Here is a 21,695-nt window from a genome sequence, read left to right on the forward strand (position 1 = left end):
GGATGTCACGTCCGATTGTCGCTACCATCAACCAGCAGGCGTTACGTCATAACCTGACTGTTGTTCGCCAGGCGGCACCCGCCTCCCGCGTCTGGTCAGTGGTGAAAGCTAATGCTTATGGCCATGGCATTGATCGCGTGCGCGAGGCGTTATCTGCCACTGACGGCTTCGCGCTTCTTAATATGGAAGAGGCAATCCAGCTGCGCGAACAGGGCTGGAAAAAGCCGATTCTGCTGCTGGAAGGTTTCTTCCAGCCAGAGGATTTGCAGCTGATTGACCGTTATCGTCTCACCACCAGCGTACACAGTAACTGGCAAATCAACGCGCTGGCCAGTGCCAGACTTGCAGCACCGGTTGATATCTATCTCAAAATGAACAGCGGGATGAACCGGCTGGGTTTTCGCCCGGAACAGGTCAACGGTGCATGGCAAAAGCTGCGGGCGCTCAGTACGGTAGGTGAGATGACGCTGATGGCCCATTTTGCCGATGCGGAAAATCCGCAGGGTCTGATTGCGCCACTGCAGCACGTAGAGCAGGCGGCTGAGGGGCTGAACTGTCCGCGATCGCTCTCCAACTCCGCCTGCACCCTGTGGCATCCTGAAGCGCACTTTGACTGGGTCCGTCCCGGCATCATTCTGTATGGCGCGTCGCCCAGCGGTGACTGGCAGGACATTGCAGGCAGTGGCCTGAAGCCGGTGATGACCTTAAGCAGTAAGATTATTGCGGTCCAGCAGCTACAGGCGGGCGATGGAGTGGGTTACGGCTACCGCTATCACGCCAGTGCAGCGCAGCGAATTGGCGTGGTGGCCTGTGGCTACGCGGATGGCTATCCACGGCATGCCCCGACGGGTACGCCCGTCTGCGTCGATGGCGTGATGACTCAGGTGGTTGGTGCGGTTTCGATGGATATGATCACCGTCGACTTGACCCCCTGTCCCCAGGCCGGTATTGGCTCGGCCGTGGAGCTGTGGGGTGAGCAGGTGAAAATCGATCAGGTGGCAAAAGCGGCCGGAACGGTAGGGTACGAGCTGATGTGTGCGCTGGCACCCCGCGTTCCGGTTAACGTTATTTAAGCGCGGTCAGGCTGCCGCGCATCTTTCTGCTGCAGCGCCAGGCGATAAAGGCCAGCGCTGCACCCAGCAGCATCATCAGACTCAGCGACAGCTTCTCCGCCACCGGCAGCGCCACAATGACCAGGCTGCCTGACGCGCCACCGGCCATCTGAATGAATCCCTGCAAGGCGGACGCTACGCCCGCCTGTTGCTGATAGGGCTCCAGCGCATAGCTGGTGGCCGGTCCCACCGTAAAGGCCAGCCCGGCAACTGAAACGGCCACCGGGAACATGTAAAGCGCCCAGTGCGTCTGCATCTCCGCCGGGAAGATCTGCATCCCCGCTACCAGCAGCACCGCGCCCAGCAGCATAGTGAAGAATCCCATCGCCAGGCAGAAAGGGCGACCCGCTTTGCGAATCGCTTTATTCACGAACATGCTGACAAACATGATCCAGAAACCGTTGGCGCCAAAAGCAAAAGAGAACTGGATTGGCGTCAGCCCGCCTTCGGTCATTAATACCTGCGGTGCCAGCGACACGTAGGTCAGCACCATGCCCAGCGCACCGGCATTGGCGAACGCGAACGCCAGAAAGCGCGGCTGACGCAGGATCGCGGCATACTGTTTAATCGGTAATCCTTTCACCCGCAGGGTATCCGCCGGGCGCGTCTCTGGCAGCCAGATAATCACCAGCAGCGTAATCAGCACGCCGTAGGCGCAGAGAAACCAGAAGGGTGCGCGCCAGTCAAAGGCGCTGGCCAGCAAACCGCCCAGCAGCGGAGCCAGGGCCGGGACGATGTTTAATGCGCCATTCAGGAAGCCATATGCACGGGCGGCATCATCACCGCTCAGGCGGTCACGCACGCCGCTAAAGGCCACGACCGCGCTGCAGCAGACGCCACAGCCCTGCACCAGGCGGGCAAGGACGAACAGCGGGAATGAGGTGGCGGTGGCGGCGATGGCACTCCCCGTGATGTAAAGCGCCAGGCCCAGCAGGGCAATCGGCTTACGGCCATAGTTGTCCACCAGCGGGCCGGTCACCAGCTGTCCCAGCCCCATAACCAGCAGAAACAGGGGAATGGTGGTTTGCACCAGATTAACCGGCGTATCCAGCCCTTCTGCGATTTGTGGCAGCGTGGGCAAATAGAGATCGATGCCTAAGGGTGCCAGCAGCACCAGGCTTAATAACAGCAGAGTAAATTTTTGCATAACAACCAGAGGGTAAGCGTTCTGTTTAAAAACGATCGCAGAGGGTAATGATTCAGCGGCAAAAAAGATAGAGGAAGTCGTGCGGAAAGTGCGATGCCTGCTGTAAACAGGCATCGCCGAGGTCTGATTAGTAAGCGCCGTCGCGGCGTAACACCACGCCTGCGGTTTTGAACAGGATCGCGATATCGGTCCAGAGCGCCCAGTTTTTGACATACCAGGAGTCAAAATAGACGCGGGTATCATAGTCGATATCGTTACGTCCGCTGACCTGCCACAGACCGGTCATACCCGGCTTGGCCATCAGGTAGTAGTCGACATCACCGGCATAACGCTCCAGCTCAGCTTCAATCACCGGACGCGGACCAACCAGGCTCATCTCGCCACGAATCACGTTCCACAGCTGTGGCAACTCGTCCAGGCTGGTTTTACGCAGGAAACTACCAATCCGGGTCACGCGCGGGTCATTCTTCAGTTTGAAATCTTTGTCCCACTCAATCCGCGCCTCTTCGCTGGTTGCCAGTAATTTCTCCAGCACCTCTTTGGAATTGGTCACCATGGAACGGAATTTCAGACATTTGAATTTTTTGCCATTCTGGCCCACACGCTCGTGACCATAAATGGCATTGCCGCCATCACGTTTTACCATATAACAGAGCAGGGCGAAGATTGGGCCGAGGAACAGCAGCAGCATCGACGCCACCACGATATCAAAGGCACGCTTCATGAAACGGGAGGAGTGTTTCGCCAGGTTGTTGCTGACACGCAGAATCATCACTTCATGGCTGAAGATAAAGGACATGTCGGTGCCGTAAAGCGGCACGCCGCGCAGCGTCGGGATCACTGAAACTGAACGGCAGTTCATCTTCGACAGGAATTTCAGCCAGCGATCGCGCATCGGCTGCTGCTCATACTCCATCGCCACAATAAACTGCACGTTGTCACGGTCAATGGTCTGCCAGTTAATATCTTTCCAGGTGATCACCGGCACGCCATTCACGCTCTGCTGAGCCGGAACATCATCGACCGAGATAAAGGCCTGTACGTTGTAGCCCAGGATCTCTTCACTCTGCAGCGCCGCGTAAGCTTCGGTGGCGTTTCTGCCGGAGCCAATAATGATGGTCTCTTTCTGCCACTGACCCGCCTTGTGAATGGCGCGTTTAACCAGAGCACGCATCAGCGGCAGCAGCAGCAGGGCATATGTCCAGCTGAAGACCCACACCATGCGGGAGAAATCCCATTTAGAGAAGGCGATCAACGCGAGGTCGAGCAGCGAGAAAACAAATAATGTTTTAATGATCTCTTTCAGCTCAAACCAGAAGGGTTTGCGATAGGTATAGTGACGCAGGCGTACCCAGAACCAGCCGGTACACATGACTGACATAATAAACTGTGCCACAAAACGATATTCAATTTGATGAGGTGGAATAAAGGTATCCAGCTCGCCCCAAATACCCTGTATCGTCGCGGCAGATAAAAACAGTGCGAGGTTAAGTGCAATCAGATCGGAAAAGCTCAGGGCGAATTTCACGATGATATTTTTACGCGTGCCGCTCCACGAGCGGCTCGGGCTATTCATTATCAATGTACTTGCCATAAAACCTGCTCTCTTTCTCAAGTAAAAGATGGCCTGACCAGAATCATGTACGCGCTCAGGGGTGGGCTTCTGAAAAATTAAAAAATAATTTTCAGTCTGTTGCAGTCAGTAAAGCCAGTGCAGCTGCAAAAAAGATAACGGCTAAAGCGTGATAGTACTCACGAAATGTTGCAGCATTGAGAATGAGTATGCAGGAGTTATTTGACAGAGTTAATACGGAAAAAATCTGAAAACATCAAAAGTGATTAAAGTTTTAAATGGCTAAGTTTTGGTTTTTACTGGATAAAATAAGGCGGGGGTTGGTTATAACCAAACTGTTTAAGACGCTTTTTAGGAATTACCGCCAAATCTTACGACTGGCGGTAGTGATAACGGACTCAGGCAGGTTTTTTTAAAATCCAGCGGTCCTGCTGTTTATCGTAATGACCAATCTGCAGATCCACCGGTTCTCCGTCAATCCATGCCGGAACGCTGGTATCGCGATCCCAGCCATCAAGTTGGGTAATTAAGCCGGGATTGGTGTGACAGGGGATGCTGACGGTGTCGAGGTTCTCACTGTCAAGATCGGCATCAACAATCTCATAACGACCAATTTTAACCACGTGTCCCATTCATTTCTCCCGTTTTTGCTGGCATAGACTTTTAAGCTTAGCGTATCGACAGAAAATAACGTGGCTGAATGATTAGGATTATTCCTTCTCTTCAGCCGGACGGACACCAATCTTCACAATACGGTTATCCTCTTTCTCCGCGACGGTCCACGTCAGCTGATTCCACTCAACCTGATCGCCAACCACCGGCGCGCCGCCCAGCATACTCAGCACCAGTTGTCCCAGCGACTGCTGATCGTTGGTGTTCTCATCCAGTTCCAGTCCGTAAATCTGCGCAATATCGCGCAGGCGAGCTTCAGCATCCAGAATAAAGTCACCAAAGAAACGCTGGTCGAGGGAAACCGGCGGCGACTGGCTGAACATCTTACCCAGCGCCGGCAGATCGCGCTCACGGCCAATCACGCAGATGACGTCGTTCTCCCTGAGACGCGTTCCATCATTCGGATGCATCAGCACATTGTCACGGAACAGGGCGGCGATGCGGGTCTCACGCGGCATCTGCAGGTCACGCAGTGCGGCACCGATGCACCACTTGTCAGCGCTGAGCTGGTAGACAAACTGCTCCCACGGATTTTCGGGGTGGATATCCAGACCGATACGGCTGATAGGCGATGCGGTAGGAGGCACCACCACTTTGGCTTTTTTCGCTGCAAAGCCCAGCGAGGTGCCCTGCAACATCAGAGAGACCAGCACCACAAAGAAGGCGATATTAAAATAGAGCGACGCGTTTTCTAATCCGGCCATCATCGGGAAGACCGCAAGGATAATCGGCACCGCGCCGCGTAAACCGACCCAGCTGATAAAGACGCGTTCGCGGGTGGTAAAACTGCGAAACGGCAGCAGACCAATAAACACCGACAGTGGGCGCGCCACCAGAATCAGCCACAGTGAGAGGATCATCGCCGGAACTGCGATATGCCACAAATCAGACGGGGTTACCAGCAGTCCCAGCACGATGAACATGCCAATCTGACTCAGCCACGCCATGCCGTCAAAGGTCTGCAGAATGCCGTGACGGTTGCGAATCGGCCTGTTGCCCAGTAAAAAGCCGCACAGATAGACCGCCAGGATGCCGCTGCCCTCTAATACCGTAGTCAGGGCGAACACCAGAATGCCGCCACTCAACGCCAGCAGCGGATAGAGCCCACCGGCCAGACTGATACGGTTAATCAGCTGCTGCAGCGCCCAGCCGCCGCCCAGGCCCAGCACGATACCCAGCCCAAACTGCTGCACCAGATGCACCAGGAACATCCAGTCAAGGCCGCTGCGGCCCTGTTCGATCATCTCAATCAGCGTAATGGTCAGGAACACCGCCATCGGATCGTTACTGCCCGATTCAATCTCCAGCGTGGAGCTGACGCGCTCATTCAGGCCTTTGTCACCCAGCAGTGAGAAGACGGCGGCGGCATCCGTGGAGCCGATAATCGCGCCAATCAGGAAGCCCTGCATCATATCCAGGTTAAACAACCAGGCTGCGACCACACCGGTTAAGCCTGCGGTAATCATGACCCCGACGGTCGCCAGCGACAGCGCTGGCCCCAGAGCAACTTTAAATGAGCTGGCTTTGGTCCGCATGCCGCCATCCAGCAGGATAATCGCCAGCGCCAGGTTCGAGATTAAGTAAGCCGCCGGATAGTTATCAAAGGCGATGCCGCCGATACCATCAACTCCGGTCAGCATGCCCAGGGCAAGGAAGATCACCAGAATGGGGATACCCAGTCTGGATGAGAAAGAGCTGAGCAGAATGCTCGATGCGACCAGCACGGAACCGATGATAAACAGACTGTAGACAATAGTGTGGTTCAAACGCGATCTCCTGAGATATGACAGTGCGGTGCAGCGACTGGTGACAAATATCCATGCTATCTCTGAAAGATAATGTTTTATCAAGGAGTTGTCATTGTGAAAATGATCATTATACGAATTGCTTAACAGCGTATGGAATCAGATTAATGTGAAGAATGAGGGGGTTGGCAGGCAAGCGGCAGAAAACAGACTGTTTTAGCAGGTTATTCGGAAGATAAAAAAAGCCGGCGATAAGCCGGCTTAGTGCATCAGGCTTCCGTTGCCTGTTTATGGAACAGCGATCGGAACACCGGGTAGATATCTTCCGGCTCACGTATGTGTTCGATAGCAAAGTTATCGAACGTCGACTGCAGATGCTCATACTCGCGCCACAGCGTCTGATGCGCACGGCGGGTAATCTCGATATAACTGTAATAACGCACCACCGGCAGAATATGCTTCGCCAGGATCTCGTGACAGAGCGGTGAATCGTCGGCCCAGTTATCGCCATCTGACGCCTGCGCAGCATAGATATTCCACTGCGCCGGGTCATAGCGCTCTTTCACCACCTCATCCATGAGTTTCAGCGCACTCGAAACGATGGTGCCACCGGTCTCCTGGGAGTAGAAGAACTCCTGTTCATCCACCTCTTTGGCCTGCGTGTGATGACGAATATAAACCACATCGACATTCTTGTAGGTGCGGCTCAGGAACAGGTAGAGCAGGATATAGAAGCGTTTCGCCATATCCTTGGTGGCCTGATCCATGGATCCGGATACATCCATCAGACAGAACATCACCGCCTGGCTGGAAGGCTCCGGCCGTTTCTCAAAGTTTTTGTAGCGCAGGTCGAAGGTGTCGATAAAAGGCACCCGTTCGATACGCGCCCGCAACTCGGCGATCTCTTTGCGCAGCCGCTCCTCCTCCAGAAGCTGAGCCGGTTCAGAGTTCTCAATCTCCAGCAGCGTTTCTTCCAGTTCGTGCAGCATCCGGCGTTTACCCGCGGTCATCGCCGTACGACGCGCCAGCGAGTTCTGCAGCGAACGTACGACGCTGATATTGGCAGGCACACCGTTGGAGGTGAAGCCGGCACGGTGGGTCTTATACTCATTCAACTGGCGATGCTGGTTCCGGCGCAGGTTAGGCAGGGCGAGATCTTCAAACAGCAGGTCCAGGTACTCATCTTTCGATATCTGAAAGACAAACTCATCCTGACCTTCACCATCCTGACTGGCATTACCCTGGCCACTGCCGCCGCCACCGCCACCCTGCGGTCGCTCGACCCGGTCATTCTGCACAAAGTGGTCGTTGCCCGGATGGACCCGATGGCGGTTGCCGCCGCGTCCCTGATGGAAAATCGGCTCATTGATGTCGTCAATCGGGATAGAGACAGACTCACCGCTGCTTACATCGGTCACCGAGCGTTTATTAATGGCCTCGGAGATCGACTGCTTAATTTGCGACTTATAACGGCGCAAGAAGCGCTGGCGGTTTACCGCGCTCTTGTTTTTGCCGTTGAGTCGGCGATCGATGAAATAGGCCATGGTATTCCCCCAAACTACATTGTAAGCAGGCCGGGCGAACCCGACCTCGTCAGACCGGTATCACTTACCGGCAAGCTTACAGACTCTTATCAGGACGATTTACGCACACGCAAATACCATTCACACAGCAGGCGAACCTGTTTGCGGGTATAGCCTTTTTCCATCATGCGATCGACAAAGTCATCATGTTTTTTCTGCTCATCGGTGGAGGTCTTGGTATTAAACGAAATCACCGGCAGCAGCTCTTCCGTGTTCGAGAACATTTTCTTCTCGATCACGGTGCGTAATTTCTCGTAACTGGTCCAGTTCGGGTTGCGACCGTTATTGTGTGCCCTGGCGCGCAGTACGAAATTGACGATCTCGTTACGGAAATCTTTCGGGTTACTGATGCCAGCGGGCTTCTCGATTTTCTCCAGTTCCGCGTTGAGCGATTCACGATCAAACAGCTGTCCGGTATCGGGATCGCGATACTCCTGATCCTGAATCCAGAAGTCGGCATAGGTCACATAGCGGTCAAAGATGTTCTGACCATATTCAGAGTAAGATTCCAGATAGGCGGTCTGAATCTCTTTGCCGATAAACTCAGCATATTTGGGGATCAGATAGCCTTTGAGGTGCTCAAGGTATTTCTCAGCCTGATCCTGCGGGAACTGTTCGCGCTCAATCTGCTGCTCCAGCACGTAGAACAGATGCACCGGGTTGGCCGCCACTTCGGCGTGGTCAAAGTTAAATACCCGCGACAGAATCTTAAAGGCAAAGCGGGTTGAAAGGCCGTTCATCCCCTCATCCACACCGGCGTAATCATGATACTCCTGCCATGACTTCGCCTTAGGGTCGGTATCTTTCAGGCTTTCACCATCGTAGACCCGCATTTTGGAATAGATGCTGGAGTTATCCGGATCCTTGAGACGTGACAGGATAGAGAAGCGTGCCAGCGTTTCCAGCGTACCCGGTGCGCAGGGCGAGGTCGCCAGCTCACTGTGATCAAGTAACTTGTCGTAGATTTTGATCTCTTCAGAGACCCGCAGGCAGTAGGGCACCTTGACGATATAGACACGGTCAAGGAACGCCTCATTATTCTTGTTATTACGGAACGTCACCCACTCTGATTCGTTGGAGTGCGCCAGAATAATGCCGTTAAACGGCAGCGCCGAAATCCCCTCGGTGCCGTTGTAGTTCCCTTCCTGCGTCGCCGTCAGTAAGGGGTGCAGCACCTTGATAGGCGCTTTGAACATCTCAACGAATTCCATGATGCCCTGGTTGGCACGGCAGAGTGCGCCGGAGTAACCGTAAGCATCAGGATCGTTTTGCGCGTGGTTTTCCAGTTTACGGATATCCACTTTACCGACCAGCGCGGAGATATCCTGGTTGTTCTCATCACCCGGTTCAGTTTTGGCAATCGCCAGCTGTTCCAGGATTGACGGCCAGACTTTCACCACTTTGAAACGCGAGATATCGCCGCCGAAGTCGTGAAGTCGCTTAGCGGCCCACGGCGACATAATCGTGCCGAGATAACGGCGCGGCACGCCATACTCTTTTTCGAGAATATGCGCATCTTCCTGCGGATTAAACAGGCAGAGAGGGTGGTCATTAACCGGGCTGCGTTCCCCGTCGGCGCTCAGTACATAGATGGGTACCCGCTGCATCAGCGACTTAAGCCGTTCCGCCAGTGAGGATTTACCGCCACCTACCGGCCCCAGTAAATAGAGGATCTGTTTCTTCTCTTCCAGTCCCTGAGCGGCATGTTTCAGGTAGGAGACGATCTGTTCAATCGCTTCCTCCATGCCGTAAAACTCCTCGAACGCCGGATAGCGTCCCATCACACGATTGGAGAATATTCTGGAAAGGCGTGGCTCCTGAGCAGTATCGACCATTACTGGCTCTCCGATAGCCATTAACAGTCGCTCTGCAGCGTTGGCGTATGCACTGCGATCCTGCTTACAGATAGCAAGAAATTCCTGCAGTGTGAACTCTTCGTCCTTGGCAGCTTCATAACGCTGACGATAGTGATCGAATATATTCATAGCGATGCCCGTCCTTTCGTTTTTAGCACAGGTAAGGAGCGTAATTAGAGGCTTATAGCAGCTCCCGGAAGATATTCTCTGTTGAGTACAGCAACCCTTATGCCAACCTGATCTTTCTTATCGGGATACACAACTTTTATGGTTACTCTGCTCGTACAAAATGTCTGCTGTTACTTCTAACTGTAGATGGCTTCTAGGAAATTTCCTCCACGGGTTTGGGTTAATGAGGGGAAGATCAACTGTACAGCGGGTCTGTTGTGAGATGCGTTCTTATAGGTGATGCTTTAACTTAACGTGTTTTTAACCTTTAATGCCACTTTCATCGATCAGTCACTTAAAGGATTTCGATATAAGTTAATCCAGCCGTGAAAAAACGTTAGACTTCCTGTTTGATTGTTATATTTATGGAATGAATAAATTGTGAACCAATTCAAATTTAAGACGCTTGTTGCACTTCTGCCCTGTTATTTACTGGCCACGCACGCGAATGCCGCACCGCTTTCTATTGGCGCATCGGTCATCTATGCCGAATCACCATATCGCGGCGGCCAGGACCGGTATATCCCGCTTCCGGTTATCAATTATGAGGGTGAAGACTTCTGGTTCCGCAGCCTGCAGGGCGGCTACTACCTGTGGAAAGATCCTCAGAACCAGCTGTCACTGACGCTGCTGGGTTCACCGCAGGAGTACAAACCCAGCGACAACGACCTGGGCGACATGAAAGGGCTGGATAAACGCCGCATGACGCTGATGGGTGGCGCAACCTATCGTCACACCGCTGACTGGGGGATTGTCCGTACCTCATTGCTGGGGGATGTGCTCAATAACAGCAATGGGATGATCTGGGACCTGACATACCTCTATCGCTTCCAGATGGGTGACTTCAGCCTGACGCCGGGCATCGGGGCCACATGGAACAGCGCCAATCAAAACCGTTATTACTATGGGGTATCCGGGCATGAAAGCGCCCGTACCGGCATCAGCCGTTACAACCCGGATGACAGCTGGTCACCTTATGTGGAACTGAGCGCCAGCTATCAGATTGCGCCGCAGTGGAATGCCAGCGTTATGGGGCGTTATATCCGTTTCGACAGCGAAATCAAAGACAGCCCGATGATTGATAAAAGCGGGCAGGCGTTAATCTGGACGGGTGTCAGCTATACCTTCTGATAATGCACCAAAAGAGGGCATTTATTGCCCTCTGTTCTTTTACAGGGCCTCAGAATGGGGCGGGAGAGCAGAATGCGTAACACGATTAACTTTGCCGGTTTTGGCGATCTGCCGGTGATCGGTCAGGGCACCTGGTATATGGGTGAAAACCCGGCGCAGCGTGCTGATGAAGTCGCTGCATTGCAGGCGGGTCTTGAGTGCGGATTACAGCTTATTGATACCGCCGAAATGTATGCAGATGGCGGAGCCGAAGAGGTGGTCGGGCAGGCACTGCTGGGCCGTCGCGACCGGGCGCTGCTGGTCTCCAAAGTTTATCCGTGGAATGCGGGCGAAGTGGATGCCATTGCAGCCTGTGAGCGCAGCCTGCAACGTCTGCAAACCGATTATCTCGATCTCTATCTTTTGCACTGGCGCGGCAATATTCCGCTGGAAGAGACACTGCGCGCCATGGAACGCCTGCAGCAGCAGGGCAAAATTCGTCACTGGGGCGTATCGAATTTTGACACCGATGATATGGCCGAACTGTGGGATGAAGAGAAGGGCGAGGCCTGCGCGACCAATCAGGTGCTCTATCATCTGGCTTCACGCGGCATTGAATTTGATCTGCTGCCGGCATGTCAGCAGCGTGGCGTACCGGTCATGGCCTACTGTCCGCTGGCCCAGGCCGGACGGCTACGTGACTCACTCTTTACCGATCCGCAGCTGACTCAGATTGCACAGCAGAAGGGCATCAGCGTGGCGCAATTACTGCTGGCCTGGGTGATTCGTCAGCCAGGGGTGATTGCCATTCCTAAAGCCAGTTCCGTGGCCCACGTTCAGGAAAATGCGGCGGCGCTGGAGGTGGAACTGACCGATGAGGATTTGCAGCTCATCGATCGCGCCTGGCCAGCGCCACAGCATAAGTTGCCGCTGGATATTGTTTAGCCGTTAACGTTGTCGCTGGCTGCGGCTTTCTTTTTGAGGCGGAACGTCGTGGCCAGTCGTGCCGGTTTTTCTCCCGCGCTGCGTAACGGTTTGCTGATACGCGCCGTCTCCACACAGACCATGGTCTTATAGCCCTCATTCGCCATATCCATCATGCTGCAGGAGAGTTCAACGCCAGGATTCCACGTGACAACGTCACTATGATGGTGGTGGTACACCTCGATCTGCCGCTTGCCCACACTATCATTAATTACTGAGCAATCTTCTGCTGCGGTAAAGATACGGTCGATACGTCCAGGATAACGCTGTTTGCCGTCACTACTGGCCATCTCGCCGTTATTCACTTTATCGATATAGCTGTTGCCCAGCCCCGAGACTTCCACACCGTTGATGTCGCTGACGGTGAAGTAGCTGTGCAGAGCCGCCGTCGCTTCAAAGTCTCCATAGGCTTCCAGCTCAATCTCACAATGCTGGCCCAGCCGGAAGCGGGCAATCAGGGTGAATTCATGCGGCCAGAGCTTCAGCGTCTGGGCATTGCTCTCCAGCACCAGCGTCAGCATGACGCCCTCTTCATTTTCATCATGCGCTGTCAGCTTCCACGGCTGAACCCGCGCAAAGCCGTGTGCCGGTTCGCCCGCCGGGCCAAACCACGGCCAGCAGATCGGAACGCCGCCACGAATCGCCTTACCCGGTGCAAAGAGACTCTTATCACTCAGCCAGAGTACCGGCTTTTCGCCGCTGGGTTGCCAGGCGATCAGGTGCGCGCCCTGAAGCGTAATGGCTGCCCGCACTTTAGGGTGACTCACAACAATGGCGGGGAGTTCACCTATCTGGCGCTGGGTGAGGTAAGGGGAGATCTGCGTGACCACCGGCAGAGAAAACAGTTTATCTTGCATGTTCGATTCCTTCCTGTGCGGATCAAAAAAAGGGCGACCGAAGTCGCCCTTATTCTCAATGATGTCTGGCTGCCTTATTTAGCAGAAACCAGTGCAATCAGGTCGAGAACTTTGTTTGAGTAGCCAGTTTCGTTGTCGTACCAGGAAACCAGTTTCACAAAGTTGTCGTTCAGCGCGATACCGGCTTTAGCGTCAAACACTGAAGTCAGGATTTCGCCGTTGAAGTCGGTAGAAACCACGTCATCTTCAACGTAGCCCAGAACGTCTTTCATCTCACCTTCTGCAGCCGCTTTAATTGCAGCACAGATTTCTTTGTAAGAAGCCGCTTTTTCCAGACGCACGGTCAGGTCAACAACGGAAACGTTAGGGGTTGGTACGCGGAATGCCATACCGGTCAGTTTGCCGTTCAGCTCTGGCAGAACTTTACCAACGGCTTTAGCTGCGCCAGTTGATGAAGGAATGATGTTCTGCGATGCGCCGCGGCCGCCGCGCCAGTCTTTATGAGACGGGCCATCAACGGTTTTCTGGGTAGCAGTGGTGGCGTGAACGGTCGTCATCAGACCTTCAACGATGCCAAACTTGTCGTTGATCACTTTTGCCAGCGGTGCCAGGCAGTTAGTGGTACAGGATGCGTTAGACACGATATCCTGGCCATCATATTTGTCGAAGTTTGCACCACGAACAAACATTGGAGTGTCATCTTTAGATGGACCGGTCAGAACGACTTTCTTAGCACCTGCGGTGATGTGTTTACGCGCGGTTTCGTCGGTCAGGAAGATACCGGTTGCTTCAGCAACAACGTCAACGCCCACTTCATCCCACTTCAGGTTGGCCGGATCACGTTCAGCGGTAACACGGATTTTTTTACCGTTAACCACCAGTGCGCCATCCTGAACTTCTACTGTGCCGTCGAAACGACCGTGAGTAGAGTCATACTTCAGCATGTACGCCATGTAATCCGCGTCCAGCAGGTCGTTGATAGCAACGATTTCGATGTCAGAACGCTTTTGAGCAGCACGGAAAACGATGCGACCGATACGGCCGAAACCGTTGATACCTACTTTGATAGTCATATATTCCACCAGCTATTGGTTAGTGAATAAAAGGTTGCCTGTAAAATTACAAAAACCTTACCAGGCGTCAAGCGGAATCGTGTCAATTGTTGCGACAAATCAATTCGCCTGAGAGGAATTATTCGATGCGCAACCGCTTGCGCGCCGCCAATGATATCGCGCTTCGTTGAATCAATCGCCGAATATATAGGGATGCTCCGGATAAAAGGTGATCGATGTCACAAATCCGCTTAGCAGAGAGCAGGCTGAAAGGGTGAGCACAAAAAAAGACCCGGGTTATGTTGATCATTTGTTAGAATAATAGTCGAATTTTTCAGAATGGCACTGCCCGGAATCCTAAAATGGCTAAAGACACCGCACCCGAAGCAAAAATTGCACAGTTGACTGAAATGCAACGCTACGTCACTCAGCAACGCGGAACGGAACCGCCTTACAGCGGCGCACTGCTGCACAACAAGCAGGAAGGGATCTACCACTGTCTGATCTGTGAGGCGCCACTTTTTCTCTCTGAGACGAAGTATGACTCTGGCTGTGGCTGGCCCAGTTTCTATCAGCCGGTCAGTGATGATGCGATTCGCTATATTGAAGATGATTCACACGGCATGCAGCGTATTGAGATCCGCTGTGGCAGCTGCGATGCGCACCTGGGACATGTCTTCCCTGACGGCCCGCAGCCGACTGGCGAACGCTATTGTGTTAACTCCGCCTCGCTGAATTTTACCGACGAGCAAGGCGAACAGACCAAAGGGTAATGGCGATGAAGGAACAGCTTGAAGCAATGCTTGCATCGATGACGCCTGAAGTCTATCAGCGTCTTGCCACGGCGGTTGAGATTGGTAAATGGCCGGATGGCGTGGCACTGACCCAGGAGCAGCGCGACAATTGCCTGCAGCTGGTCATGATGTGGCAGGCGCGGCACAACGACGCGCCGCAGCACATGACCATCGGCAAAGGTGGCGAAATGGTGATGAAGTCGAAAAAAGAGCTCAAAGAAGAGTTTGGAATTGACCCTGACGTGACCCGCATCCATCTGCATTAAAAAAAAGCTGGCGTCATGCCAGCTCCATTTTAAATCAGAATCGCGCCCTGAGCGGTCATCTGGGCAAAGGCAATTTCGCTGTCCTCGGGATTCAGATTGACGCCCCGGCAGCCCTCTTTAACCACCTCAACGTGATAACCCAGCTCCAGCGCATCCAGCACGCTATATTTGACGCAGTAATCCGTCGCCAGCCCCAGCATCACCAGATGGGTGATCCCACGCTCACGCAGCCAGCTGTCCAGCTCGGTTTTACGGCGATGGCCATTGTCAAAAAAGGCGCTATAGCTGTCGACATCCTGATCCTGGCCCTTATGGAACGTCGCATCGAACAGTGAGCGATCGAGACCCGGATGAAAATCAGCGCCAGTCGAGCCCTGAATGCCGTGATCGGGCCACCAGATCTGGGCCAGACCATTTAGCTCGCCCAGCGTGTAAACCGGCTCGCCGGAAACCGAGGCAAAACTGCCGTGATTGGCCGGATGCCAGTCCTGCAGCGCCAGTACGCATTCACCGTTTTCACGGAACAGTCGCGCATAACGATTCGCCACCTCGACCGTATGGTCGCCCTCATGGACTGCCATCGGGCCGCCGGGGCAAAAATCGTTCTGAATATCAATAATGATGAGTGCCCGCTTCATTACATATCGCTCCGTTTCAGTCTTCAGTCAGTTCGCCGCGCAAATTCTGCTGCATTCTGGCTCGGATTTGATCGGCCGAAAGATCCTGGCTGAGTAAAAAGTGTAGCTTTGTCAGCGCCGCTTCCACGGTGAGGTCAAATCCGCTGATGACACCAGCATGTTCCAGCGCATTGCCGGTAGCGTATCCGCCCATATTCACTTTGCCGGAAATACACTGGGTGAGGTTTACCACCACGATGCCACGCTCGCTGGCCTGCTGCAATTCTGCCAGAAATTCCTTGTTCTGCGGTGCATTACCCACACCATAGGAGCGCAGGATCAATGCTTTGACTGGCTGACGCAGAAAGTTACGTACAACGTCGGCTGAAATGCCGGGATAGATGGTGACCACGCCAATGGGCTGAGGCGTAATGGTGTGAACCTTCAGTTCGCCCTGACCGGCTGGGGCTGGCGGTGTATTGAGGCGACGAATATGAATGCCCGCTTCCAGCAGCGCAGAGAGGTTGGGCGAAGCAAAGGCGTTGAAGCCGTCTGCATGTGCCTTGGTGGTCCGGTTACCGCGATAGAGCGTGTTATTGAAAAACAGCGACACTTCGCTGATCGGATAGTTGGCCGCCACATAGAGCGAATTTAAGAGATTCTGCTGACCATCTGAACGTAATTCCGCTAACGGAATCTGCGAGCCCGTGACGATAACCGGCTTGGCCAGATTTTCCAGCATAAAGGAGAGTGCTGAGGCGGTAAATGCCATGGTGTCGGTGCCATGCAGGATCACAAAACCATCATAGCGATCGTAGTTCTGACGGATATCTTCTGCGATTGACTGCCAGTCCTGCGGGGTCATGTCGGAAGAGTCGATCAGCGGCTGATACTCATGAATAGTGAAATCAGGCATCTCAGGGCGGTGGAACTCCGGCATGTTAGCCAGCTGTTGCTGCAGGTGTCCGGAGACCGGAATATAACCCTGCGCCGAACGCTGCATACCGATCGTCCCGCCGGTGTAGGCTACGTAGATGTTTTTCTTTTGCATTAGAGAACTCAGACTCGCCATAAAACGCGCAGTATAAGGGGAATAGCGGGGAAAAGCAGCCCGACCAGCGGCCGGGCTGCGAGGTTTATCGCACTTCGCCGCAGTTCAGGCAGAATGCATAACGGTTCTGAGGATCGTTCTGCTTGTCGAACAGACCAGGCTGGGCTTTCATAGCACTCATCACATCCAGCATCGGTGCTGGCAGCCAGGCTTTCAGCGTATCAGGCAGGACAGCCTGCACCGACGCGTTCATCTGGCTCAGCATCATATCCAGGAAGCTCGGGTCATCCTGATACCAGCTCAGCTGCGGATTACTGACTTTCGCCAGCTCGCCCGCCTTCTTCACGGCATCATCGAAGTCACCCAGTGCATCAACCAGACCATTGGCTTTCGCATCGCTGCCGGTCCAGACGTGGCCCTGTGCAATGGCATCAATCTGCTCTGGCGTTTTATGACGTGACTTCGCCACCAGTCCGACAAAGTTGCGGTAGCCATTTTCGATAGTCAGCTGCATCAGCTGCTGCACTTCTGTTGGCAGCGCTTTGGTGGTTGAGATATCCGCCAGCGGTGAGGTCGCAACACCGTCGGTGTGCACGCCAATACTGTCCAGGCTGTTCTCCAGCGTATTGATCACGCCGAAGATGCCAATCGAGCCAGTCAGCGTGCTGGGGTTCGCCACAATGTAGCTGGCAGGCGTTGAGATCCAGTAACCGCCGGACGCCGCCATGCCTCCCATCGAGACCACAATCGGCTTACCGGCCGCCTGCGCTGCCGCCAGCTCTTCACGAATCGCTTCCGAGGCGGTGACGCTGCCACCCGGGCTATTCACCCGCAGAATAATCGCTTTGATTTTCGGATCGAGACGCGCATCGCGGATCTGCGCCGCCGTCGTGTCGCCACCGACGTTGCCCGGCGTCTCTTCACCATCCATGATGGCACCACTGGCCATGACTACCGCGATATTGCCATCCTGCTGCGTGGAGGTGGTTTTCACGCTGTAGTCATAGATGCTGACGCTACGGTAATCGTTGCTCTGCTTATCCAGACCAAAGGTTTTTACCAGCTCCTGATCGGCTGCCGCACGTGAACCCAGGGCATCGACCAGCTTGTTATCCAGCGCATATTGCGCGGTATCGCCTTTCACGGCGTTTAATCCGGCAATAATCGCAGTAGCACCGGGGAAGAGTTGCTCCGGCGTAATCTGGCGGTTCGCTGCCACGGTGTTCAGGTAGTTCTGCCACAGCTGACCGACCCAGCGGCTGTCTGCATCCCGTGCGGCAGGGGACATGTCGTCACGCAGGAAGGGCTCAACCGCAGATTTGTAGGTCCCGACACGGAAGACATGTGAGGTGACTTTCAGCTTCTCCAGCAAGGTTTTGTAATAGAGTCCGTTGGTGGCGAAACCATGCAGATCTACGGTGCCCTGTGGTGACAGATAGATTTTGGTGGCGTAGCTGGCAAGGTAATACTGCGCCTGGCTGTAGCTGTCGCCGAGTGCATAAATCGGCTTGCCGCTGTCGCGGAATTCGCGCAGCGCTTTACCCACATATTGCAGTGAAGGCTGATCGCCACCGGCAAATTCGCGTAAATCGAGCACCATGCCTTTAATGTTGCTGTCATCTTTTGCCTGACGAATAGCGTCGACCACATCAAACAGCGAATTTTCCTGTAAACGGTCACTGCTGGCACCCAGCAGCTGGCGGCCAATTTTGCTCAGACGATTGCTTACCGACGGTTTATCCACCAGCACGCCGCTGAGATCCACTTTCAGTGCGCCTTGCTGAATCGGCGCTGAACTGCCGCCCGACCCGCTGACCTGCAGCCAGATCCCTACACCCACCACAATCAACAAAATCAGGAAAATATTCAGAATAAATTCCCTGATAAAATTCAGTACCCGCCAGCTCCAGCGGAACAGACCTGCAATTATTCGCCACAATGTGCGCATCAGACTCTCCATAAATATGTAGCAGGAAGTGGCCGCCGCGCGGACCAGACTTCCCCGACGAGCTCATCCTAAAGAGCGGCGTGTTAAAAGTCAGCAGGAAATCACTGCGCACTGTTACAAAAAATCTGCCTGTGCCAGGATAACTGCAACATTACAGAGATCGGGAGAGAAACATGGACGCACTGGAGTTACTGGTCAACCGACGTTCGGCCTCACGCCTGACTGAGCCGGCACCTGCGGGTGACGCACTGGAAAATATCCTGCGGGCTGGCATGCGCGCCCCGGATCACGGCACGCTGCAACCCTGGCGCTTTATCATTGTGGAAAATGAGGGTCGCGACCGGCTGAGCCAGCTGCTGGAGCAGGCAGCACGCGATAAACAGCTGGATGAAAAGGCGATTAACAAAGCGAGCCAGTCACCGTTTCGGGCACCGATGATCATTACGGTGGTGGCACATTGTGAAGAGCACCACAAAGTGCCGCGCTGGGAGCAGATCGCCTCGGCAAGCTGTGCAGTGATGGCCATGCAGATGGCGGCCGTCGCTCAGGGTTACAACGGTATCTGGCGCAGTGGTCCCTGGACCGATGACGAGCAGGTACGCCAGGGGTTTGGCTGCCGCGAACAGGATGCCATCGTCGGCTTTCTCTATCTGGGCACCCCGCAACTGAAATCCAGCACTACGGTGCTCCCACCTGACACGGCGCCTTTCGTCCGTTACTTCTGACTACAATGCTTGTCCGGTTCCGGCAGGGTGCATTTCAGCCCTGCTTTTTGCACGGTTCCTGTGCGAACGATCGCTAACGCCGCGCATCACACTTACGCCAGCGGGCCTGCCAGGCTAACATAGCCCCAGTATTCAAACCGACAGCGGACAACCGGTTATCACTGCGTTCCCCCTGATGTTAAGGATTACCTGATTCAATGCGTTTGTTTATTGCGGAAAAACCGAGCCTGGGGCGTGCTATCGCAGATGTGCTGCCGAAACCGCATCGACGTGGTGATGGATTCATTGCCTGCGGCAACGATCAGATCGTCACCTGGTGTGTAGGCCATCTTCTGGAGCAGGCGCAACCCGACAGTTATGACAGCCGTTATGCGCGCTGGTCGCTGGCGGATTTACCCATCATTCCGGAAAAATGGCAGCTAAAACCGCGTCCCTCGGTCGCTAAGCAACTGAAAGTGGTTGAGGGCTTGCTGGCGCAGGCGAATGAAGTGGTGCACGCCGGTGACCCGGATCGGGAAGGGCAGTTGCTGGTGGATGAGGTGCTCGACTACCTGAACCTGCCGGCTGAAAAACGCAGCAAGGTGCAGCGCTGTCTGATTAACGATCTCAATCCTCAGGCGGTGGATCGGGCAGTAAACCGCCTGCGTGAAAATCGCGAGTTTATTCCGTTGTGCGTCTCGGCGCTGGCCCGCGCCCGGGCGGACTGGCTCTATGGCATTAACATGACCCGCGCCTGGACGCTGCTGGGACGCAATGCAGGCTATGATGGCGTACTGTCGGTGGGCCGGGTGCAGACGCCGGTGCTTGGGCTTGTGGTCCGGCGCGATGAAGAGATCGAGAACTTCGTGCCGAAAGATTACTTCGAAGTGAAAGCGCACATCCTCACGCCTGACGGCGCCCGATTTATCGCCAGCTGGATCCCCAGTGAGGCCTGTGAACCATGGCAGGATGAAGAGGGCCGCCTGCTCAAACGCGCGCTGGCGGAGCATGTGGTGACGCGTATCACGGGCCAGCCGGCGATCGTCACTGCCTACAGCGATAAGCGCGAAAATGAGGTGGCGCCGCTGCCCTTTTCCTTATCCAGCCTGCAGATTGAGGCCGCTAAACGTTACGGGCTGAGTGCGCAGACGGTGCTGGATACCTGCCAGCGGCTTTACGAAACCCACAAACTCATTACCTATCCCCGTTCGGACAGCCGCTATCTGCCTGAAGAGCATTTTGCCGGTCGTCATGCGGTGTTAAAGGCGATACAGGCGCATCAGTCACAGCTGACCCCACCGGCAGATTTCGATGCCGATCGCAGAAATCGCTGCTGGGATGATAAAAAAGTGGATGCCCACCATGCGATTATTCCAACGGCCCGTGCCAGCGCGGTGAAGCTCAGTGAAAACGAGCAGCATATCTATGAACTGGTAGCGCGCCAGTATCTGATGCAGTTCTGCCCGGATGCGGTATTCCGCAAATGTGTTATCGATCTCGATATTGCCGGCGGAAAATTCGTGGCGAAAGCGCGCTTCCTGGCGGAGGCGGGCTGGCGCGCGCTGCTGGGCAACAAAGAGCGTGATGAAGAGAACGACGGCATGCCGTTGCCGGTGGTAGCGAAAGGGGATGAGCTGCTGTGTGAGCGCGGAGAGGTGCTGGCGAAGCAAACCCAGCCGCCACGCCCGTTTACCGATGCCACTATTCTTTCTGCGATGACCGGCATTGCCCGTTTCGTTCAGGATAAAGAATTAAAGAAAGTACTGCGTGCGACCGATGGTTTAGGAACGGAAGCCACACGCGCCGGCATTATCGAATTACTGTTTCGTCGTGGCTTCCTGGTGAAGAAGGGCCGCTATATCAATTCTACGGATGCCGGACGCGCCCTGATTCACTCCCTGCCCCATCTGGCAGCACGCCCGGATATGACGGCGCAGTGGGAATCGACACTGACGCGTATCAGCGAAAAGGCCTGCCGCTATGATGAGTTCATGCAGCCGCTGGTGCAGACCTTAACCGGTCTGATCCAGCAGGCGCGACAGCAGCCTGCGGCGCATGCATTTCGGGGATTACCGTCCACCGGACAGAAACGTCCGGTGCGCAAAAGCAGGCGTAAAGTGAAGGAGACGGAATGAGGCGTTATTCAGTATTACTGCTCGTGGCCCTGTCGCTGGCGACCAGCGTGGCGCAGGCCAACAGTCGTTATCAGTCGATGCCACAACAGGGCAGCAACGGTGGCAACACCGATGTCGTGGTGGATATGCCACCCGAAGCATGGACACAGGCAGAGAGACGTCAGCCAGACTGTCTCCGCTGCTGTATCTTTGAGAACCGTAACTACACGGAAGGCGCGGTGGTGAAATCAGAGGGGGTGTTGCTGCAATGTATCCGTGATGAACACTCCATCGGCACCAATAATCTGATCTGGAAAATAGTGAAATAGCCGTCGCGTGGCG

At 54.6% G+C, this 21,695-nt stretch carries 19 protein-coding genes; 8 read left to right on the top strand and 11 right to left on the bottom strand.

From position 1 onward, the window contains the following. Positions 1-2: 2 nt before the first annotated feature. Positions 3-1,073 (top strand): catabolic alanine racemase DadX, encoded by a 1,071-nt coding sequence (gene dadX / locus ACO6VX_RS03905; protein WP_422457720.1) that lies wholly within the window; start codon positions 3-5, stop codon positions 1,071-1,073. Here dadX and ACO6VX_RS03910 read toward each other — a convergent pair. The 6 genes from ACO6VX_RS03910 to yeaG all read right to left on the bottom strand — a co-directional run bounded on the left by ACO6VX_RS03910 (position 1,066) and on the right by yeaG (position 9,817). Then, positions 1,066-2,259, bottom strand: a complete 1,194-nt coding sequence (locus tag ACO6VX_RS03910; RefSeq protein WP_010260592.1) for a multidrug effflux MFS transporter — start codon at positions 2,257-2,259, stop codon at positions 1,066-1,068. The genes dadX and ACO6VX_RS03910 overlap by 8 nt on opposite strands. A gap of 127 nt (positions 2,260-2,386) precedes the next feature. Continuing rightward, complete coding sequence (gene wbaP / locus ACO6VX_RS03915; protein ID WP_029519111.1) at positions 2,387-3,853, bottom strand: undecaprenyl-phosphate galactose phosphotransferase WbaP; 1,467 nt, start codon at positions 3,851-3,853, stop codon at positions 2,387-2,389. A gap of 377 nt (positions 3,854-4,230) precedes the next feature. Further along, entirely contained in the window at positions 4,231-4,464 is a 234-nt protein-coding gene (locus ACO6VX_RS03920) for a DUF1480 family protein (RefSeq protein ID WP_010260598.1), read from the bottom strand. A gap of 78 nt (positions 4,465-4,542) precedes the next feature. Beyond that, positions 4,543-6,270, bottom strand: coding sequence for a potassium/proton antiporter (locus tag ACO6VX_RS03925; protein ID WP_010670274.1), 1,728 nt, complete (start codon positions 6,268-6,270; stop codon positions 4,543-4,545). A 248-nt stretch (positions 6,271-6,518) separates the two neighbouring features. Further along, positions 6,519-7,793: a YeaH/YhbH family protein gene (locus ACO6VX_RS03930; RefSeq protein WP_010260603.1), complete on the bottom strand. Its 1,275-nt coding sequence runs from the start codon at positions 7,791-7,793 to the stop codon at positions 6,519-6,521. Positions 7,794-7,882: 89 nt separating this feature from the next. Then, the gene (gene yeaG / locus ACO6VX_RS03935) at positions 7,883-9,817 is read right to left on the bottom strand and encodes a protein kinase YeaG (RefSeq protein WP_033757869.1); all 1,935 of its coding nucleotides are present in this window, start codon (positions 9,815-9,817) and stop codon (positions 7,883-7,885) included. A gap of 420 nt (positions 9,818-10,237) precedes the next feature. On the opposite strand from yeaG, the gene ACO6VX_RS03940 reads away from it, so the two are divergent. Further along, positions 10,238-10,987, top strand: coding sequence for a MipA/OmpV family protein (locus tag ACO6VX_RS03940; protein ID WP_022625559.1), 750 nt, complete (start codon positions 10,238-10,240; stop codon positions 10,985-10,987). A 72-nt stretch (positions 10,988-11,059) separates the two neighbouring features. Continuing rightward, positions 11,060-11,911 (top strand): aldo/keto reductase, encoded by an 852-nt coding sequence (locus ACO6VX_RS03945; RefSeq protein WP_045140300.1) that lies wholly within the window; start codon positions 11,060-11,062, stop codon positions 11,909-11,911. On the opposite strand, the gene ACO6VX_RS03950 is transcribed toward ACO6VX_RS03945, so the two are convergent. Together ACO6VX_RS03950 and gapA are read right to left on the bottom strand one after the other, a co-directional pair. After that, positions 11,908-12,807: a D-hexose-6-phosphate mutarotase gene (locus ACO6VX_RS03950; RefSeq protein WP_422457724.1), complete on the bottom strand. Its 900-nt coding sequence runs from the start codon at positions 12,805-12,807 to the stop codon at positions 11,908-11,910. The genes ACO6VX_RS03945 and ACO6VX_RS03950 overlap by 4 nt on opposite strands. Positions 12,808-12,881: 74 nt before the next feature. Next, positions 12,882-13,880: a glyceraldehyde-3-phosphate dehydrogenase gene (gene gapA / locus ACO6VX_RS03955; RefSeq protein ID WP_003852747.1), complete on the bottom strand. Its 999-nt coding sequence runs from the start codon at positions 13,878-13,880 to the stop codon at positions 12,882-12,884. Positions 13,881-14,221: 341 nt separating this feature from the next. On the opposite strand from gapA, the gene msrB reads away from it, so the two are divergent. Beyond that, positions 14,222-14,632, top strand: a complete 411-nt coding sequence (msrB, locus tag ACO6VX_RS03960) for a peptide-methionine (R)-S-oxide reductase MsrB (RefSeq protein WP_010670269.1) — start codon at positions 14,222-14,224, stop codon at positions 14,630-14,632. Between the two features lie 5 nt (positions 14,633-14,637). Then, positions 14,638-14,919 carry a YeaC family protein gene (locus ACO6VX_RS03965; RefSeq protein WP_003852750.1) on the top strand — a complete coding sequence of 94 codons (282 nt, stop codon included), beginning with the start codon at positions 14,638-14,640 and terminating at the stop codon, positions 14,917-14,919. A 29-nt stretch (positions 14,920-14,948) separates the two neighbouring features. Here the strand turns inward: ACO6VX_RS03965 and pncA are convergent, their stop codons facing one another. From pncA to sppA, 3 genes are all read right to left on the bottom strand, one after another. Further along, complete coding sequence (gene pncA / locus ACO6VX_RS03970) at positions 14,949-15,557, bottom strand: bifunctional nicotinamidase/pyrazinamidase (protein ID WP_010670268.1); 609 nt, start codon at positions 15,555-15,557, stop codon at positions 14,949-14,951. Positions 15,558-15,573: 16 nt separating this feature from the next. After that, entirely contained in the window at positions 15,574-16,587 is a 1,014-nt protein-coding gene (gene ansA / locus ACO6VX_RS03975) for an asparaginase (protein WP_010260629.1), read from the bottom strand. Between the two features lie 85 nt (positions 16,588-16,672). Beyond that, entirely contained in the window at positions 16,673-18,535 is a 1,863-nt protein-coding gene (sppA, locus tag ACO6VX_RS03980; protein WP_422457727.1) for a signal peptide peptidase SppA, read from the bottom strand. A gap of 173 nt (positions 18,536-18,708) precedes the next feature. Here sppA and ACO6VX_RS03985 point away from each other — a divergent pair, with 173 nt between their 5' ends. From ACO6VX_RS03985 to ACO6VX_RS03995, 3 genes are all read left to right on the top strand, one after another. Then, positions 18,709-19,260 carry an NAD(P)H nitroreductase gene (locus ACO6VX_RS03985; RefSeq protein ID WP_031592757.1) on the top strand — a complete coding sequence of 184 codons (552 nt, stop codon included), beginning with the start codon at positions 18,709-18,711 and terminating at the stop codon, positions 19,258-19,260. A gap of 197 nt (positions 19,261-19,457) precedes the next feature. Beyond that, entirely contained in the window at positions 19,458-21,374 is a 1,917-nt protein-coding gene (locus ACO6VX_RS03990; RefSeq protein WP_422457729.1) for a DNA topoisomerase III, read from the top strand. Continuing rightward, the gene (locus ACO6VX_RS03995; protein ID WP_422457731.1) at positions 21,371-21,682 is read left to right on the top strand and encodes a DUF1496 domain-containing protein; all 312 of its coding nucleotides are present in this window, start codon (positions 21,371-21,373) and stop codon (positions 21,680-21,682) included. The genes ACO6VX_RS03990 and ACO6VX_RS03995 overlap by 4 nt, the downstream gene beginning before the upstream one ends. Positions 21,683-21,695: the final 13 nt, after the last annotated feature.

The sequence above is a fragment of the Pantoea sp. BJFS-204 genome (genome assembly GCF_049310725.1).
GTDB lineage: Bacteria > Pseudomonadota > Gammaproteobacteria > Enterobacterales > Enterobacteriaceae > Pantoea > Pantoea agglomerans.

Excerpts from the sequence above, each read along its gene's own strand:
- dadX (WP_422457720.1), top strand. The coding sequence starts at position 3 with ATGTCACGTCCGATTGTCGCTACCATCAACCAGCAGGCGTTACGTCAT.
- yeaG (WP_033757869.1), bottom strand. The coding sequence starts at position 9,817 with ATGAATATATTCGATCACTATCGTCAGCGTTATGAAGCTGCCAAGGAC.
- ACO6VX_RS03985 (WP_031592757.1), top strand. The coding sequence starts at position 18,709 with ATGGACGCACTGGAGTTACTGGTCAACCGACGTTCGGCCTCACGCCTG.
- ACO6VX_RS03965 (WP_003852750.1), top strand. The coding sequence starts at position 14,638 with ATGAAGGAACAGCTTGAAGCAATGCTTGCATCGATGACGCCTGAAGTC.
- msrB (WP_010670269.1), top strand. The coding sequence starts at position 14,222 with ATGGCTAAAGACACCGCACCCGAAGCAAAAATTGCACAGTTGACTGAA.
- ACO6VX_RS03995 (WP_422457731.1), top strand. The coding sequence starts at position 21,371 with ATGAGGCGTTATTCAGTATTACTGCTCGTGGCCCTGTCGCTGGCGACC.
- ACO6VX_RS03990 (WP_422457729.1), top strand. The coding sequence starts at position 19,458 with ATGCGTTTGTTTATTGCGGAAAAACCGAGCCTGGGGCGTGCTATCGCA.
- ACO6VX_RS03920 (WP_010260598.1), bottom strand. The coding sequence starts at position 4,464 with ATGGGACACGTGGTTAAAATTGGTCGTTATGAGATTGTTGATGCCGAT.
- ACO6VX_RS03950 (WP_422457724.1), bottom strand. The coding sequence starts at position 12,807 with ATGCAAGATAAACTGTTTTCTCTGCCGGTGGTCACGCAGATCTCCCCT.
- sppA (WP_422457727.1), bottom strand. The coding sequence starts at position 18,535 with ATGCGCACATTGTGGCGAATAATTGCAGGTCTGTTCCGCTGGAGCTGG.
- ACO6VX_RS03945 (WP_045140300.1), top strand. The coding sequence starts at position 11,060 with ATGCGTAACACGATTAACTTTGCCGGTTTTGGCGATCTGCCGGTGATC.
- ACO6VX_RS03910 (WP_010260592.1), bottom strand. The coding sequence starts at position 2,259 with ATGCAAAAATTTACTCTGCTGTTATTAAGCCTGGTGCTGCTGGCACCC.
- gapA (WP_003852747.1), bottom strand. The coding sequence starts at position 13,880 with ATGACTATCAAAGTAGGTATCAACGGTTTCGGCCGTATCGGTCGCATC.
- ansA (WP_010260629.1), bottom strand. The coding sequence starts at position 16,587 with ATGCAAAAGAAAAACATCTACGTAGCCTACACCGGCGGGACGATCGGT.
- ACO6VX_RS03930 (WP_010260603.1), bottom strand. The coding sequence starts at position 7,793 with ATGGCCTATTTCATCGATCGCCGACTCAACGGCAAAAACAAGAGCGCG.
- wbaP (WP_029519111.1), bottom strand. The coding sequence starts at position 3,853 with ATGGCAAGTACATTGATAATGAATAGCCCGAGCCGCTCGTGGAGCGGC.
- pncA (WP_010670268.1), bottom strand. The coding sequence starts at position 15,557 with ATGAAGCGGGCACTCATCATTATTGATATTCAGAACGATTTTTGCCCC.